Here is a 16,200-nt window from a genome sequence, read left to right on the forward strand (position 1 = left end):
CAGGCGCGGCCGACGGCGGCCGCGCCCCGACAGGCAAAGGAGCGAAGGATGAGGAAGTCCATCGCACGTCACGTGCTCGGGCTGGCAGCGGCCCTGGTGCTGGTACTGGTCCCGGCAGTCGCAGGGACCGCCGAGGCGCCACCGGCGGCCGCCGCGAGCAGCAACCTGCTCACGAACGGGGACCTGGAGAACGGTACGACCGGCTGGTCGGCCTTCGGCGCCGGGACGGTGACCTCCAGCACGAGCCCGGTCCACGGGGGGACCCGGTCGCTCCTGCAGACCGGTCGCACCGCGGCGTGGAACGGCCCGGCCCAGACCGTGACGTCCGCGCTCACCAACAGCACCAGCTATTCGGCGAGCGTGTGGGTGCGCTCCCAGAGCGGGACGCCGACCGGCCGGGTCACGCTGGCCGTGACTGCGGGCGGCACGACGAGCTACGTCAACCTCGCCCAGGGCGCGGTGAGCTCCTCGGGCTGGACCCAGCTCACCGGCACGGCGACGGTGTCCTGGTCCGGGACGCTCTCGTCCGCCACCTTCTACGTGGAGACGGCGGCCGGCACCGACGGTCTCTACATCGACGACGCCTCGCTCGTCAGCAACACGACGTCGACCTGTGACCTGCCGTCGACCTACCGCTGGACCTCGACCGGGGTGCTGGCCACGCCGAGGTCCGGCTGGGTCTCGCTCAAGGACTTCACCGTGGCGCCCTACAACGGCCAGCAGCTCGTCTACGCGACGACGCACGACTTCGGCACGTCCTGGGGCTCGATGAACTTCAGCCTCTTCTCCAGCTACTCGCAGATGGGGAGCGCCTCGCAGAACGCCATGTCCTCCGCCACCGTGGCCCCGTCGCTGTTCTACTTCGCCCCGCGGAACATCTGGGTGCTCACCTACCAGTGGGGTCCGTCCCCGTTCATGTACCGGACCTCCAGCGACCCGACGAACCCGAACGGCTGGTCGGCCGCGAGCCCGCTGTTCACCGGATCGATCACCGGCTCGGGCACCGGTCCCATCGACCAGACGATCATCGGCGACGGCACGAACATGTACCTGTTCTTCGCCGGGGACAACGGGAAGATCTACCGGGCCAGCATGCCGATCGGAAACTTCCCGGGCAGCTTCGGCAGCTCCTACCAGACCATCATGAGCGACACCACGAACAACCTTTTCGAGGCGCCGCAGGTCTACAAGCTCAAGGACCAGAACAAGTACCTGATGATCGTCGAGGCGATCGGCGCCAACGGGCGGTACTTCCGCTCGTTCACGGCGACCAGCCTCTCGGGTTCGTGGACACCGCAGGCCGCGACGGAGAGCAACCCGTTCGCCGGCAAGGCCAACAGCGGCGCCACCTGGACCAACGACATCAGCCACGGTGAGCTGCTCCGGACCACCGCGGACCAGACCATGACGGTCGACCCCTGCAACCTGCAGCTCCTGTACCAGGGTCGGTCGCCGAGCTCGGACGGGGTGGACTACGGTCTGCTCCCGTACCGGCCGGGGCTGCTCACGCTCCAGCGCTAGGCCCCCGGGGCGGACGGCGCGTCCTCTCGTCAGCGTGAGCGCGGGCGGGAGGACGCGCCGTCGGCGCGCTCGGGATCAGACCCGTTCGAGCCGGATCATCGACCAGGAGACGGGCGGCAGGTCGACGTGCGCGCGGTCGTCGGAGACCTTGGCCGTCGTGTTCGCGCGCGGCAGCACCGACGTGGCGTCGTCGGCCGTGGCCGACCACGTGTGGTCGGGGTTGGACAGGGTGACGGCCTCGACCACGCGGAGCCCGGGGAAGCCCCGCAGGTCCACGTCGAGCGCCACGTCCTCGGTGAGCGACCGGTTCACCGCGAGCACGACGACGGCGCCGGTCTCGGCGTCGTGGGTCGCGACCGCGTCGAGCACCGGCACCGGGCCGAACTTCGCCGTCTCCTGCACCGGAGCGTCCACCGCCAGGCGCAGCACCTCGCCGGCCGCGTGCCGTGCGGTCAGGGCGAAGGGGTGGAACGTCGTCTGCCGCCAGGACCGCCCGCCCGGCTCGGTCATGATCGGCGCGATGACGTTGACGAGCTGGGCCAGCGACGCGGCGTGGACGCGGTCGGTGTGCCGCAGCAGCGAGATGAGCAGGTTGCCGACCACCACGGCGTCGGCCACGTTGTAGCGGTCCTCCAGCAGCACCGGGGCGACGGGCCAGTCGTCGCCCGACGGCGGGCGCGACTCCGCGCGCTTCTGGTACCAGACGTTCCACTCGTCGAACGACACGTGGATGTGCTTGGTGTGCTTGCCCGCGGCGCGCACGGCGTCGGCGGTCGCGGCGACGGCGTCGACGAAGTGGTCCATGTTCACGGCGGAGGCGAGGAAGGAGGCGAGGTCGCCGTCCTCCTCCCAGTAGTACGCGTGGGCCGAGATGTGGTCGACGTGCTCGTAGGCCTCGGTGAGCACCGTGTGCTCCCACTCGCCGAACGTGGGCATCTGGGAGCCCGAGGAGCCGCACGCCACCAGCTCCAGGTCGGGGTCGACCATGCGCATCGCCCGTGCGGTCTCGGCCGCGAGCCGCCCGTACTCCTGCGCCGTCTTGTGGCCGATCTGCCACGGGCCGTCCATCTCGTTGCCCAGGCACCACATCTTGATGCGGTACGGGTCCTCGGCGCCGTTGGCCCGGCGCAGGTCGCTCCAGGTGGTGCCACCCGGGACGTTGCAGTACTCCAGCAGGTCGAGGGCCTCCTGGACGCCGCGGGTCCCGAGATTGACGGCCATCATCGGTTCGACGCCGGTCCGGGCGCACCACCGCATGAACTCGTCGACGCCCACGAGGTTGGGATCGGTCGAGTGCCAGGCGAGGTCGAGGCGGCGGGGACGCTGCTCGACCGGTCCGATCCCGTCCTCCCAGCGGTAGCCCGAGACGAAGTTGCCGCCGGGGTAGCGCACCGTCGAGACGCCCAGCTCCCGGGTGAGCTCGACGACGTCGCCCCGGAACCCGTCGGCGTCCGCCGTCGGGTGGCCGGGCTCGTGCAGGCCCGTGTACACGCTGCGGCCGAGGTGCTCGACGAACGAGCCGAACGTACGGGGGCGCACCGGTCCGACGACGAACGCCGGGTCGATGGTGACGGATGCGGACAGCATGGGTGGTACTCCTCGGTGGTCGGTGCGTGAGGGCATGCTTCGCGCAGGCGGGGCGGCTGAGGTGGGGCCGGCCACGGTGGCCGGTCGTGGTGGCCGCCCCGCCTGCGCGATCAGACGTCGGGGCCTACTGGCCGAGCTGGTTCTGCAGGTCGGCCTGGGTCTGGTCCAGGGCCTCCTGGACCGGCGTCCCGTTCTCGTAGATCTCGTTGAGCGTGACCGTGCGGAACGTGTCGTCGACGGTGGGCCAGTTGGGGTCGCTGAACGACTCGAAGTGCCCGATGCCGTCCTTGACCTCGTTCAGCACGTCGAACAGGTTGGTCTGGAAGTACTTGTTGAACTTGTTCTCCGGGTTCTTGGTGACGGCCTCGTCCTCCCACACGGCCATGTTCACCGGGTCGAAGCCCAGCACCTCCCACACGGCGACGTTCGCCTCGGGGGAGAGCTTGGCGAACGCGAGCCACTGCGCGGCGAGGTCCTTGTTCGGCGAGACGGCCGGGACAGCCGCCCCGGTGCCGCCGCCGCCGATGGTCTGCACGACGGCGTCGTCGGGCACCGGAGCCGGGGCGATGGCCACCTTGCCGGCGAGGTCGGGCATGTAGTCGACGAACCGCGACGTGTACCAGGCGGGGTAGACGATCGCGGCGTAGTCGCCGTCGTTGATCGCGCCGTACGCCTCCTCGGAGTCGGGGCTGCCGCCCGGGATGGTGGAGATCGCGCCGGCGTCCTGCATGTCCTTCATCATCGAGAGGGCCTCGACGACCTCGGGGCTGTTCACCTGCACGTTGCCCTCGGCGTCGATGTACTGCCCGCCGAGCTGCGCCGTGATGAGCGGCTCGAGGAACATGACGCTGGTGCTGGCGACGCCGAACGCCTTGCCGGTCTCCTCGTGGTACTTGACCCCGGCCTCCTGGAAGTCGTCCCAGGTCTTGATGGTCGTGTAGTCGATGCCGGCGCCCTCGAGCGCCTCCGTGTTGTAGAACGTGGTGAACGCGCCGACGTGCGTCGGGAACCCGTAGATCTTGCCGTCCTTGCTGTACAGGTCGAGGCGGGCCTGGACGACGTCGTCCTTGTACGGCGCCGCGTACTCGGTCAGGTCGAGCAGCGGGGGGTTGTCGCCCTTGACGAAGTTGGCGAACTTGTTCACCTCGATGTCGACGACATCCGGCAGGCCCTCACCGGAGTTCACCGCGAGCTGCAGCTTGTTGTGCATGTCGTCGTAGGGGTAGACGGTGACCTCGAGCTGGATCTCCTGGTCGGGGTTGGCCTCGTTCCACCGCTCGGCCATCTCCTCGTAGTACGTGGCGTGCACGTCCGCGAACGTCCACATGTTCAGCGTCGTGGACCCGTCCGCGTTCTTGGCGGGTGCCTCGGGCTGGCCCCCGCCGCACGCGGCGAGCGCGGTCACCGCCAGTGCGGCGGTCAGCAGGGACACCGTCGTCCGTAGCCTGGTCATGTCTGTTCTCCGTTCGATCTGAGGTTCGATCTGAGCTGCGACCTGAAGTGCGGTCTGAGGTGCGGTCAGCCTTTGACCGCACCCGCGGTGATGCCTTCGATGAAGAAGCGCTGGAAGGCGAGAAAGAGGATGAGGACGGGGATCAGCGAGAAGAACGCCCCGATGATGAGCAGCTCGTAGTTGTTGCCGTACGGCGTCAGCAGCGTGTTCAGGCCGATCGGCAGCGTGAACTTCTCGGGGCTGCGCAGCACCAGCAGCGGCCAGAGGAAGTTGTTCCAGCAGAGCATCCCGTTGAGGATCGCCATGGCGGCCATGGCCGGCTTGGTGATCGGCAGGATCAGCCGGAAGAAGATGCCGAACTCGCTCACGCCGTCCACCCGCCCGGCCTCGAGGATCTCCTTCGGTATGCCCAGGAAGTACTGGCGGAAGAAGAAGATCGTCACCGCCGAGGCGAGGAACGGGAGCGCGATCACGACGTAGGTGTCCGCCAGCCCCATGTCGTTGACCTGCACGTACAGGGGCAGCATGAGCATCTCGAACGGGACGGTCATGACCAGGAGCACCATGATGAACCACAGCGTCTTGGTCCGGAACTCGTACATCGCGAAGCCGTAGGCGACGAACGCGCTCACCAGCAGGGTCCCGGCGACCTGCCCGACCGTCAGCAGCAGGGTGTTGGCGAACCAGCGGAAGTACGGCCCCGAGTCGGTGAACAGCAGGACGTAGTTGTCCAGGCTCAGCGTGCCGAGGTCGACGTCGAACGTCATGCCGCGCCGGATCACCTCGTTCCCGTCCTGGAACGTACCCACGAAGATGGCCAGGAGCGGGACGAGCGAGATCAGGGCCATCACGACGAGCAGGATCGACTGGATCCACGCGGCGCTGGACGGCGCGCGGCGGCGCCGGGCGGCGGTGACGGGTGCGGTCGTCACCCGGTCCTTTTCCTGGACTACGGCCATCACGCGGCCTCCTTCTTGAAGGTGCCGCTGGCGACGAGGTAGGAGATGTTGATCGCCATCACGACGACGAGCAGCACCACGCCGACGGCGGAGGCGAAGCCCAGGTCGTTCTCCTCGATGCCCTTGCGGTAGAGGTATCCGACGACCGTGAGGCCCTGGTTGTTGGGCGAGTTGTTGCCGGCGTAGAGCATGAAGCTCTCGAGGAACATCGCCAGGCCGCCGTAGACGCTGATCGTGACGACGTAGACGATGGTCGGCCGCAGGTTCGGGATGGTGATGTGCAGGAACTGGCGGAACCTGCTCGCCCCGTCGATGGAGGCGGCCTCGTAGTACTCGGTCGGGATCGCCTGCATGCCGGCCAGGAAGTACATCATGTTCACGCCGGTCCACCGCCACAGGGCGATCGCCAGCAGGGCCACGAGCCCGGTGACGTCGCCGCGCAGCCAGCGCACCGGGCCGAAGCCGAAGAACTCGGCGACCTGGTTCATGATCGCGGTGTCGGACTCCGCGAAGATGAGCCGGAACACGATGCCGGCCACCACGACGGAGGTCAGCGCGGGCACGAACATCGACGCCTTGAAGAACCCCTTGATGCGGGCGCTACCGATGTTCGAGTTGATCAGCGCCGCCAGCGCGAGCGGGATCGGGATGAGCAGCACGAGGGTGAGGACCATGTAGCGCAGGCTGTTGAACAGGGCCTGCCAGAAGATGCGGTCCTGCCAGAGCCGCTCGTAGTTGTCGAGCCCGATGAACGTGGCCTGACCGTAGAGCACCTCCTGGGTGCTCATCACGAACGAGCGGCCCAGCGGGACGACCCAGAAGACGGCCAGGGTCACGAGGAAGGGAAGGATGAAGAGATAGGGCGCGAGCCTCTTCGAGTACAGGAGCTGCTTCACGGCGGTTCGGATCCTCCTTGATCAGAGCCACGGGGTGACACCGGCACGGCCGGACGCGGGCGTCGGACGCGGGGTGTCATGATGGTCGGCGTGGTGAAGATGAGCGATGTGGCGCATGAAGCAGGCGTCTCGACGATGACGGTCTCGAATGTCGTCAACGGGCGGCCGGGAGCTAGTGAGGACACCCGAGCCCGTGTGCTCGACGCGGTGGCCCGGCTCGGCTACCGGATGAACGCCACGGCGCGGCAGCTCCGCGTGGGCCGCAGCGGTGCCATCGGGCTGCTGGTACCGCACCTGGACGGGCCGTACTACTCGCACCTCGCCGCGCGGCTGGACACGCTGGCGCACTCGCGGGGCTACCACGTCATCATCGAGCGGACCGGTGCCAGCAGGGAGGGCGAGCTCGACGCGATCTCGCCCGAGCGGGTGCGGCCCTACGAGGGCGTGGTGTTCAGCCCGGTGCAGATCGACACGGCGGACGTGCGGGCGGCCGGCATCGATGTCCCGGTGGTCCTGCTCGGCGAGCGCCGGCTGGCCGGCTCGTTCGACCACGTGATGATGGACAACGTCGGCGGTGCCGAGCTCGCGGTCTCGCACCTGCTGGAGCACGGCGCGCGGCGCATCGCCCTGATCGGCGGCCGCCCGGACCGCGGCGTCGACAGCATGGCGACCCTGCGCAGCCGCGGTTACCGCAGCGCGCACGCCAAGGCCGGCGTGCCGGTCGACGAGCGCCTCGTCGTGGACGCCGCCTCGTTCACCACGAAGGACGGCTACGAGGCGGTGCTGCGGCTCCATCGCGCCGGCGTCCCGTTCGACGGCGCCTTCGCGCTGACCGACGCGGCGGCCATGGGCGCGCTGCGGGCGCTGGCCGACGTCGGGCTGCGCGTCCCGCAGGACGTCCAGGTGGTCGGCTTCGACAACGACGCGGAGGGGGAGTACCTCATCCCGCGCCTGACCACCATGGATCCCGACAACGACTCGATGGCCGAGCGCATCATGGAGCTGCTGCTGCGGCGCGTGGAGGCGGGCGAGACGGGGGCGGCGCCGGACGGCGACGTGGTCGAGGCCGTCATGTCGGCCCGGATCGTCGTGCGTGAGTCGACGCTCGCCCGCGCGTCTGCCTAGTCGATCGGTCACTGGTTCTCTTCCTTGAGCAGCCGGCCACCCGGTGATATTTATCGATAAAGTAGGGGTGATGGAGCCGGCTGTCAACGGTGCCGTCGTGGTTTCGCCCGCCGGGCGCGTGCGGCGGCGTCGCCTGCCTTACCGGCGGCGGGCCGGAGGCGCCGTCGAGTCGCGGACGGTCAGGCTGGTGGCGAGCTGGACGTGCCGTGACGCGGGCTGGACGCCGTCCGCCATGGTCAGCAGCGTCTCGACGGCCATGCGGCCCATCCCGGCCAGCGGCTGGTGCACCGAGGTGAGCGGCGGCGACGTCCAGCCCGCCTGGGGCGTGTCGTCGAAGCCCACGACGCTGAGCCGCCCGGGCACCGGGACGCCCAGCTCCCGGGCCGCGGCGAGCACGCCCACGGCGATCTCGTCGTCGCCCGTGACGATCGCCGTCGGTGGTTCGGGCAGCGTGAGCAGCGCTCGGCCGTGTACCAGGCCCGTGTCGATCGCGAACGAGTCGCTCCGGACCAGGTCGTGCTCCAGCTCGATGCCCGCGGAGTCCAGGGCCGCCCGGTAGCCGTGCAGGCGTTCCCGGGCGGCGGCCGACGCCGCCGGGCCGCCGATCCAGCCGATCCGGCGGTGCCCGAGATCCAGCAGATGTTCGGTCGCGGTGCGCCCGCCCGCCCAGTTGGCCGACCCGACGCTGACCGTCCCGGGCCCCTCCACGTCGACGGGGTCGATCATCACGAACGGCATGCGGACCTCCTTCGCGGCCTGGAGCACGGCGTTGGGTCGGGCAAGCGTGATGCCGACGATGCCGATGACCCCGGACTCCCTCTGCTCGGCCACCCAGGCCCGGGCGGCGGCCTTGGTGGCCCGCACCGCGCGGTCGGGCGCGGAGCGCACCAGCAGGTTGGCCCGGGCGCTCGTGGCCGCGGCGAGGACGCCGTCCAGCACGTTGGCGACGTAGGGCGAGGCCAGCGCGTCGAAGACCGCGGCGATGGTGCGGGTGGGCGGCGGCTCCCACTGGGTGGTCGGGCGGTAGCCGAGCGCGGCGACGGCCTCCAGGACGCGCTCGCGCGTGTCCTGCGCGATGTCGTGGCGCCCATTGAGCGCCTTGGAGGCGGTGCTCGTGGCGACGCCGGCGTGTCGCGCGACGTCGGCGAGCGTCGCCCGCTCCTTCGATGGCCGACCAGCCATGGCTTCTTCCCTTCGTCGAAACTATTTCGGAGCGTACTGATCGCCCGGGGCGACGTCAATCGCGTTATTTGCGTCTGGGGCACCCCGTTGACGCCTGGCCTGAGCCGCCGTTACAGTCCGTGCTTGATCGATAAAGTTGCGAAACTATTTCGCAACCTCTCAACGAGGAGGGACAGGGTGATGAGGCTTCTTACCAAGGCGTGGACGGTCGGAGTCGCGCTCGCGACGGCCGGCGCGCTGACGGCGTGCTCGGGTGCGGGCGGGACCACGGCGAGCGCCGGCGGCGGCAGCGCCGACGATCCGGTGAAGCTGACGGTGTGGAGCTGGGACGGCACGGTCGAGCTCGCGGTTCCGGGCTTCGAGAAGGCCAACCCCGGCATCGAGGTCGAGGTCGTGAACGCCGGCTCGTCCTCCGACGAGTACCAGGCGCTCGACAACGCGATCCAGGCCGGGTCGGGCGTCCCGGACCTCGTGATGTTCGAGTACTTCGCGGTCCCGTACTTCGCCGTCCCCGGCAAGCTCGCCGACCTCGGCCCGCTGGGCGCCGGCGAGCTGGCGGACGACTACGTCCCGTCGGCCTGGAACAACGTCGTCATGGGCGACGGCGTCTACGCGCTGCCCTCGGACTTCGGGCCGGCCGTCATGTTCTGGAACGAGGCGACCTTCGCCAAGGCGGGGATCGACGAGGCGCCGACGACCTGGGACGAGTACTACGAGGACGCCAAGAAGATCCGGGCCCTGGGCGACGACTACTACATCACCCAGGACACCAACGACCTCTTCTTCCTGCTCTCGCTGATCTGGCAGGCCGGCGGACGACCGTTCGAGGTGGACGGGACCACCGTGCACATCGACTTCTCCGCACCGGAGACCCAGAAGGCGGTCGCGTTCTGGCAGAAGATGATCGACGAGGACCTGGTCAACACGAAGATCAGCGCCTGGTCGGACGACTGGAACCGTGCGCTCAACGACGGCACGCTCGCCTCGCAGAACATGGGGGGCTGGCTCACCTCGACCCTGCCCGAGCGGGCCCCGGACGCCGCCGGCGACTTCCGCGTGGCCCTCATGCCCCAGTGGGAGAAGGGCGAGAAGGTCGGCGCCGAGAACGGTGGCTCGTCCTTCGGGATCCCGGAGGCCGCGGCCAACAAGGAGGCGGCGTACAAGTTCCTCGAGTACTTCACGCACGGCGAGGGCCTGCAGCCCCGCGTCGACGCCGGCGCGTTCGTGCCGAACAGGTCGGTGCTGGACAGCCCGGAGTTCCAGGACGTGAAGAACCCCTACTTCGGTGACCAGAAGACCGGCCAGGTGCTCGCCGAGGCCTCGAACATCGCCGCCGTCGGCTGGCAGTACCCGCCGTTCTTCGAGTGGGCGCGGAGCACCTACGGCGACATCGCCACGCCGTTCTACACCTCGGGCGAGGGCTCGCTCGCCGAGGTCCTGCAGACGTGGGAGCAGCGCTCCGTCGAGTACGGCAACGAGCAGGGGTTCCAGGTCGACTGACCGACCCTCCCGGCGGCGTCTCGCGCGACAGCGCGCGCGGGACGCCGCCGGACACCGACCGACACACGAGAAAGGACCAGTCATGAGTGCAACGGAGCGCATGACACGCCCCGTGGCAGCGAGCACGCCCCTGCCCGGCGGGGCGCCGCAGCAGTACCGGCGGCGACGCACGCGACAGATCGGCTGGGCGTTCGTGGCGCCCTTCGGCATCCTGTTCGCCCTGGTGTTCATCGTGCCGATCACCTACGCCGCCTACCTCAGCCTCTTCCAGGACCGGATGGTCGGCGGGTCGTCGTTCGTGGGCCTGGCGAACTACACCAAGCTGTTCGGCGACGCGCAGTTCTGGGACGGCGTCTCCCGCGTCGTCTGGTTCACGCTGATCCAGGTGCCGATCATGCTGGTGCTGGCCCTGGTGCTGGCGCTCGCGATGGACTCGATGCGGCTGCGCGGCATGCGGTTCATGCGGGTGGCCATCTTCCTGCCCTACGCGGTGCCGGCCATCGTCTCCACCCTGATGTGGGGCTTCATGCTCGGCGTCCGCTACGGGCTCTTCGGGAGCATCAACGGCTGGCTCGGCACCGACCTCGACCCGTTCCGGCCGAGCACCACGCTCATCTCGATCGGGATCATGGTCACCTGGGCGTTCACCGGGTACAACATGCTGATCTTCGACAGCGTGCTGAAGGCGGTGCCGCAGGAGCTGTACGAGGCGGCCGCGATCGACGGCGCGGGGGAGTTCCGGGTGATCCGGGCGATCAAGCTGCCCGCACTGCGCGGTTCCCTGGTGATCACCGTCATCTTCTCGATCATCGGCACGTTCCAGATCTTCAACGAGCCGCAGATCCTCCCGTCGATGGTGGCCAACAGCGGGATCACCACCTACTACACGCCCAACCTGTACGCGTTCAACCTCGCGTTCACGGGTTCGCAGCAGGGCTACGCGGCCGCTCTCGCCCTCGTCATGGCCGCGTTCACCATCGCCATCGCGTACGCGGTCCAGATCCGGGGCATGCGGAATGCCCTCGACCAGTAGCAGCCGGAGACCTCTCATGACGACCACCACCGCCGACGTGCGGCGCCGCGGGCGCCTGCACACCCTCGCCAACCCCCGCAAGAGCGGCACGCTGACCTTCCTGACGGGGCTGTTCACCCTCTACTGCCTGGTGCCGCTGATCTGGCTCACGATCAACTCCACCAAGTCCCAGGCCGACTTCGTCTCCAGCTTCGGCTTCTCCTTCGGTCAGCGCTTCGCGCTCTTCGACAACATCGCCGAGGTCTTCACCTACGACGGTGGCATCTTCACGCGCTGGCTGCTCAACACGGTGCTGTACGTGGTCGTCGGGGCCGTCGTCTCGACGTTCCTCGCCGCGCTGGGCGGCTACGCGCTCGCCAAGCTGGAGTTCACCGGCAAGCGGATCTTCCTGTTCGTGGTGCTCGGCGCCATCTCGGTCCCGGGCATCGCCCTGGCCATCCCGCAGTTCCTGCTGTTCGCCCAGCTCGGCCTGACGAACACGCCGTGGGCGGTGCTGATCCCGTCGTTCCTCAACCCGTTCGGGCTGTACCTCATGTGGGTGTTCGCCGCGGAGGCCGTCCCCAGCGGGCTGCTGGAGGCCGCGAAGATCGACGGCGCGGGGGAGTTCCGCACCTTCTGGCAGATCGCGCTGCCGATGCTCGTCCCGGCCACCGTGACCGTGCTGCTGTTCTCGTTCGTGTCGATCTGGAACAACTACTTCCTGCCGCTGATCATGCTCAAGGACCCCGACTGGTACCCGCTGACCGTCGGCATCAACCAGTGGAACAAGCTGGCCTCCACGGCCGGCAACGGCGAGCTGCTCCAGAACCTCGTCGTCACGTCGTCGCTGCTGACGATCATCCCGCTGATCATCGCGTTCATCTCGCTGCAGCGTTTCTGGCAGTCCGGGCTGAGCCTCGGCGCCGTCAAGGGCTGACGCCGTCCGCGGCGCGCCCGGACCCCACGTCGCGCCTGAACCCACGTACTGAAGAAGACAGAGGAGAACCTTGGACACCCACACGACCCCCGGCCTGACGATCGACGGTGAGGCGACCACCGCCGTCCCGCTGCGGCACATCTGGAACGAGTGCGTCGGCGCCGGACGGGCCAACGAGGCGCTGCGCGCCGACTGGCAGGCTCACTTCCGCGAGGCGGTCACGCGGCTGGGAGCACGGTTCGTGCGCTTCCACGGGCTGTTCCACGACGACATGTTCGTCTACCGCGCCAACGACGGCGGCGGCTTCGGGCCGCCCGTCCCGCTCGAGGTCCCGGTGCACACGTTCAGCTACGTCGACAAGGTGTTCGACTTCATCCTGGAGACCGGCGCGCGCCCGTTCGTCGAGCTGGGCTTCATGCCGCGCGAGCTGGCCACCGAGACCGAGACGCTGTTCTGGTGGAAGGCGCACTGCAGCCCGCCCAACGACATGGCGCGGTGGGTCGAGCTGGTCACCGCGACCGTCACGCACTGGATCGAGCGGTACGGCCTCGACGAGGTGCGGCAGTGGCGGTTCGAGGTGTGGAACGAACCCAACCTCGTACCCCACTTCTGGACCGGGACCCGGACCCAGTACTTCGAGCTCTACGAGGCCACGGCCGTGGCGATCAAGGAGATCGACCGGGAGCTCAAGGTGGGCGGGCCGTCCACGAGCGTCTTCGTGCCCGACGAGCGCTACCGGGGCGAGTGGGAGGACCGGTCCGTCGAGCACGCGACCGCCGAGGCGGAGGACGTCGACGCCCTCGACTGGCGGCCCGTCTGGATCGAGGAGCTCATCGACTGGTGCGCCGCGCGCGACGTCCCGATCGACTTCCTGTCCACCCACCTCTACCCGACCGACGTCGCCTTCGGGGCCAACGGGCAGATGCGGCACATCCGCCGCCACGTGGACGCGACCTACGACGACCTCGTCGCCCTCCGCAAGCTCATCGCCGGCAGCCCGTTCCCCGACGCCGAGCTGCACATCACCGAGTGGTCGAGCTCGCCGTCCAGCCGCGACTCCATCCACGACACGCTGTTCGCCGCCACCTACATCACGCGCGCCTACCTGCGGAGCGCGGCGCTCGCGGACTCGGTCTCGTACTGGACGTTCACCGACGTGTTCGAGGAGGGCGGCGCGGGCGTCGGACCCTTCCACGGCGGGTTCGGGATGGTCAACGAGCAGGGCCTGCACAAGCCGACGTTCCACGCGTTCGAGATGCTGTCCCGGCTCGGCGACACGGTCCTCGCGGCCCTGCCGTACGGGACGATCACGCAGGACTCGGCGACGCACCAGGTCTCGGCCGTGTTCTTCAACTACCCCGACGACATGGGCCGGCAGGGGGTCGGGTCCGAGCTCACCTACGCGGCTACCCGCGGCCTGGCCAAGCGGGGTCCCGTCCGGCGGGTCCGGCACACCGTCGAGGGCCTCACGCCGGGCGCCGTGTACTCGGTCGAGTCGATCGACTGGGACCACGGCAACGTGGCCGAGGCGTGGCACCGGATGGGGGAGCCGCTCAACCTCACCCGGGAGCAGACGGCGGAGCTCCGGGACACCGCCGACGCGCTGCGGCGCGCGACCCTCACGGTGTCCGGGGACGGCGTGCTCGACCTGGACCTCGAGCTGCCCGCGTGGTCGGTGCTGTCGATCACCCCGGCGCGCGCCTAGGGCAGCGAGTGGCGGGCGGCGGGCGGTTCGAAAAGTTTCGGGGCGTCCGCCCCGCCCTGTGCTGCATCGTGCCCGGGTTTCCGCGGAAAACGGGGCGTGGACCGTGCTCGTCGCGGACCGGGTCGCGAGCAGGATGCCTTGTACTTTTCGGAGCCAGGCGATACAACGGTCGCAACGAGGAGGCAGCCTTGACGAAGAAGACCGGGCCGGCACGCCCCAACCTCTCGGCCGTGGCCGCGCGCGCGGGGGTGTCCACCGCCACGGCGTCCAAGGTCGTGAACGGGCGGCCGGACGTCGCCGAGGACACCCGGGAACGGGTCGAGACCGCGATCACCGCGCTGGGTTACCGGGGGCCGTCCCGGACCACCACGGCGCACACCGTCGAGCTCATGGTCGACACGCTGGACACCACCTACGCGTCGCAGATCCTGCGGGGCGTGGTGCTCGCGGCCGAGGAGCAGGGCCTGGAGGTCGTCGTCGGTCGGGTGCGCCGCAGGTCCGCGAACGGGGTGCCGGAGTCGAGCGCCGCCTGGGCGCAACGGCTCGCCGCCGCGGATCGGGTGGGCGCGATCGTGCTGACCTCCGGGCTCGGCCCGGACGTCTACGCGAGCCTCGCCCGCGCCCGCGTCCCGCTCGTGGTGATCGACCCGCTCGACGTCACCGAGGAGGGCGTGGTCTCCGTGGGGTCCACGAACTGGCTCGGCGGGCGGAGCGCGGCGGAGCACCTGGTCCGGCTCGGGCACCGGCACCTCGCGGTGGTGGCCGGGCCGGCGGAGTCCCTCAGCGCCGTCGCACGGCTGGACGGCTTCCTCACGTACTGCCGGCAGCAGGGCGTGGAGATCGACCCCGACCTGGTCCGTCCGATCCGCTTCGACCACGACCAGGCCGTCCAGGTCGCGGAGCGGTGGTTCCAGCGGCCCGACCCGCCCACCGCGGTCTTCGCGGGCAGCGACGCGCAGGCGATGGGGGTGCTGGAGGCGGCCCGGCGCGCCCGCCTGCGGGTCCCGGAGGACGTGAGCCTCGTGGCCTACGACGACACCCCGCTCGCGTCGTGGGCCAACCCGCCCCTGACCGCCGTCCGGCAGCCGCTGGAGGAGATCGGACGGCGGGCCCTGCTCACCGTGCAGCAGCTGCACGAGGGCAGGCCCGTCGACTCCCACCACATCGAGATCGCCACCACGTTCGTCGTCCGGGACTCGACCGCGGTGCCCCGGACCGAGCTGCCCCGGACCGAGCTGCCCCGGACCGAGCTGCCCCGGGACGCGCGGGGCTGAACCACGCACACCTGCACCATCCGCCGGGCGATCCGCCCGGCGGCCGAACCACGATGCCGCGCGGCATCGCAGATCGACGGAGATCACACATGCGCACAGCCGAGAACTGGCCGATCGCGGCCAACATGCTGTCCTTCGGGTCGACGACGGCGGACGGCACCCCCAACGTCGACGCGCCGGCCGAGGCCTGGCGGGATCAGCTGCAGCAGGTGGCCGACCTGGGCTTCACGCACGTCGACCCCACCGACGCGTGGCTGTCGATCGGTGAGCTGACCGACGGGCGGTTCGCCGAGCTGCTCGCGGTGCTGAAGGAGGCGGGGCTGTCGGTCCCGTCCGTTTCCACCACCCGCCGCAGCGTCATCGACGCCGCGCGGGGCGAGGACTACCTGCGCTTCGGTCACACGATCATCGACCGCGCCCCGGAGCTCGGGGCGGAGGTCGTCAACTTCGGCTTCATGCAGGCCCTGAAGCCCGCTCAGGAGAAGGCCCTGTGGTTCTGGCTGGCCGAGGGGCACCACGACGACCTCGACGACAAGGACGCCTACGACCTCGCCGTGGGGCGGATCCGCGAGCTGGCCGACCACGCGCGCGACGTCGGGGTGCAGGTCAGCCTCGAGATGTACGAGGACACCTACGTCGGCACCCCGGACCTGGCGGTCCGGTTCGTCCAGGACGTCGACCGCGACAACGTCGGCATCAACCCCGACCTGGGCAACCTGGTGCGTCTGCACCGGCCGATCGAGGACATCCCGACGATGTTCGAGAAGGTCCTGCCCCTGACCAACTTCTGGCACATCAAGAACTACACGCGCGACGAGGACCCGGCGACGGGCTCGTACGCGACGCACCCGACGCCGCTGGTCCAGGGCGTCGTCAACTACCGCGCCGTGATCCGCCGGGCTCTCGACCTGGGGTTCGAGGGGGTCTTCGTGTGCGAGCACTACGGCTCCGACAGCCTCGGCGTCGCCGCCATCAACCGCGAGTACATCCGCGAGGTGCTCCGGGGCGCCGGACGGTGACCCTCGTCAGCAGCAACCAGGTCCCCGAGC

General features: G+C 69.6%; 13 protein-coding genes. 8 read left to right on the plus strand and 5 right to left on the minus strand.

The window, feature by feature from the left end; translation table 11 throughout:
• Positions 1-48 precede the first annotated feature (48 nt).
• Positions 49-1,521: a non-reducing end alpha-L-arabinofuranosidase family hydrolase gene (locus tag ACH45N_RS14480; RefSeq protein ID WP_397394971.1), complete on the plus strand. Its 1,473-nt coding sequence runs from the start codon at positions 49-51 to the stop codon at positions 1,519-1,521.
• 75 nt (positions 1,522-1,596) lie between these two features.
• Here the strand turns inward: ACH45N_RS14480 and ACH45N_RS14485 are convergent, their stop codons facing one another.
• From ACH45N_RS14485 to ACH45N_RS14500, 4 genes are all read right to left on the minus strand, one after another.
• A complete protein-coding gene (locus ACH45N_RS14485) occupies positions 1,597-3,108 on the minus strand; it encodes an alpha-N-arabinofuranosidase (protein ID WP_397394973.1) in 1,512 nt (503 codons plus the stop codon).
• 124 nt (positions 3,109-3,232) lie between these two features.
• The gene (locus ACH45N_RS14490; protein WP_397394975.1) at positions 3,233-4,561 is read right to left on the minus strand and encodes an ABC transporter substrate-binding protein; all 1,329 of its coding nucleotides are present in this window, start codon (positions 4,559-4,561) and stop codon (positions 3,233-3,235) included.
• Positions 4,562-4,626: 65 nt separating this feature from the next.
• Complete coding sequence (locus ACH45N_RS14495; RefSeq protein WP_397394976.1) at positions 4,627-5,520, minus strand: carbohydrate ABC transporter permease; 894 nt, start codon at positions 5,518-5,520, stop codon at positions 4,627-4,629.
• Positions 5,520-6,416 carry a carbohydrate ABC transporter permease gene (locus ACH45N_RS14500; protein WP_397394978.1) on the minus strand — a complete coding sequence of 299 codons (897 nt, stop codon included), beginning with the start codon at positions 6,414-6,416 and terminating at the stop codon, positions 5,520-5,522. Before ACH45N_RS14500 ends, ACH45N_RS14495 begins: the two co-directional genes overlap by 1 nt.
• 99 nt (positions 6,417-6,515) lie before the next feature.
• Between ACH45N_RS14500 and ACH45N_RS14505 the strand changes: the two genes are divergently transcribed.
• Positions 6,516-7,541 (plus strand): LacI family DNA-binding transcriptional regulator, encoded by a 1,026-nt coding sequence (locus ACH45N_RS14505; protein WP_397397453.1) that lies wholly within the window; start codon positions 6,516-6,518, stop codon positions 7,539-7,541.
• 138 nt (positions 7,542-7,679) lie between these two features.
• On the opposite strand, the gene ACH45N_RS14510 is transcribed toward ACH45N_RS14505, so the two are convergent.
• On the minus strand, positions 7,680-8,723 hold the full coding sequence (locus tag ACH45N_RS14510; protein WP_397394980.1) for a LacI family DNA-binding transcriptional regulator: 1,044 nt from the start codon (positions 8,721-8,723) through the stop codon (positions 7,680-7,682).
• Positions 8,724-8,903: 180 nt separating this feature from the next.
• On the opposite strand from ACH45N_RS14510, the gene ACH45N_RS14515 reads away from it, so the two are divergent.
• The 6 genes from ACH45N_RS14515 (at position 8,904) to ACH45N_RS14540 (ending at position 16,170) form a co-directional block, all read left to right on the plus strand.
• Positions 8,904-10,223 carry an ABC transporter substrate-binding protein gene (locus ACH45N_RS14515; RefSeq protein ID WP_397394982.1) on the plus strand — a complete coding sequence of 440 codons (1,320 nt, stop codon included), beginning with the start codon at positions 8,904-8,906 and terminating at the stop codon, positions 10,221-10,223.
• A gap of 82 nt (positions 10,224-10,305) precedes the next feature.
• Positions 10,306-11,256, plus strand: coding sequence for a carbohydrate ABC transporter permease (locus ACH45N_RS14520; RefSeq protein WP_397394984.1), 951 nt, complete (start codon positions 10,306-10,308; stop codon positions 11,254-11,256).
• Between the two features lie 16 nt (positions 11,257-11,272).
• The gene (locus ACH45N_RS14525) at positions 11,273-12,172 is read left to right on the plus strand and encodes a carbohydrate ABC transporter permease (RefSeq protein ID WP_397394986.1); all 900 of its coding nucleotides are present in this window, start codon (positions 11,273-11,275) and stop codon (positions 12,170-12,172) included.
• A gap of 70 nt (positions 12,173-12,242) precedes the next feature.
• Entirely contained in the window at positions 12,243-13,877 is a 1,635-nt protein-coding gene (locus tag ACH45N_RS14530; protein ID WP_397394989.1) for a beta-xylosidase, read from the plus strand.
• Positions 13,878-14,065: 188 nt separating this feature from the next.
• Positions 14,066-15,151 (plus strand): LacI family DNA-binding transcriptional regulator, encoded by a 1,086-nt coding sequence (locus ACH45N_RS14535; RefSeq protein ID WP_397394992.1) that lies wholly within the window; start codon positions 14,066-14,068, stop codon positions 15,149-15,151.
• 89 nt (positions 15,152-15,240) lie between these two features.
• On the plus strand, positions 15,241-16,170 hold the full coding sequence (locus ACH45N_RS14540) for a sugar phosphate isomerase/epimerase family protein (RefSeq protein ID WP_397394995.1): 930 nt from the start codon (positions 15,241-15,243) through the stop codon (positions 16,168-16,170).
• The last annotated feature ends 30 nt before the right edge of the window (positions 16,171-16,200 follow it).

Source organism: Promicromonospora sp. NPDC019610 (genome assembly GCF_044389365.1).
In the GTDB taxonomy this organism is placed as follows: domain Bacteria; phylum Actinomycetota; class Actinomycetes; order Actinomycetales; family Cellulomonadaceae; genus Promicromonospora.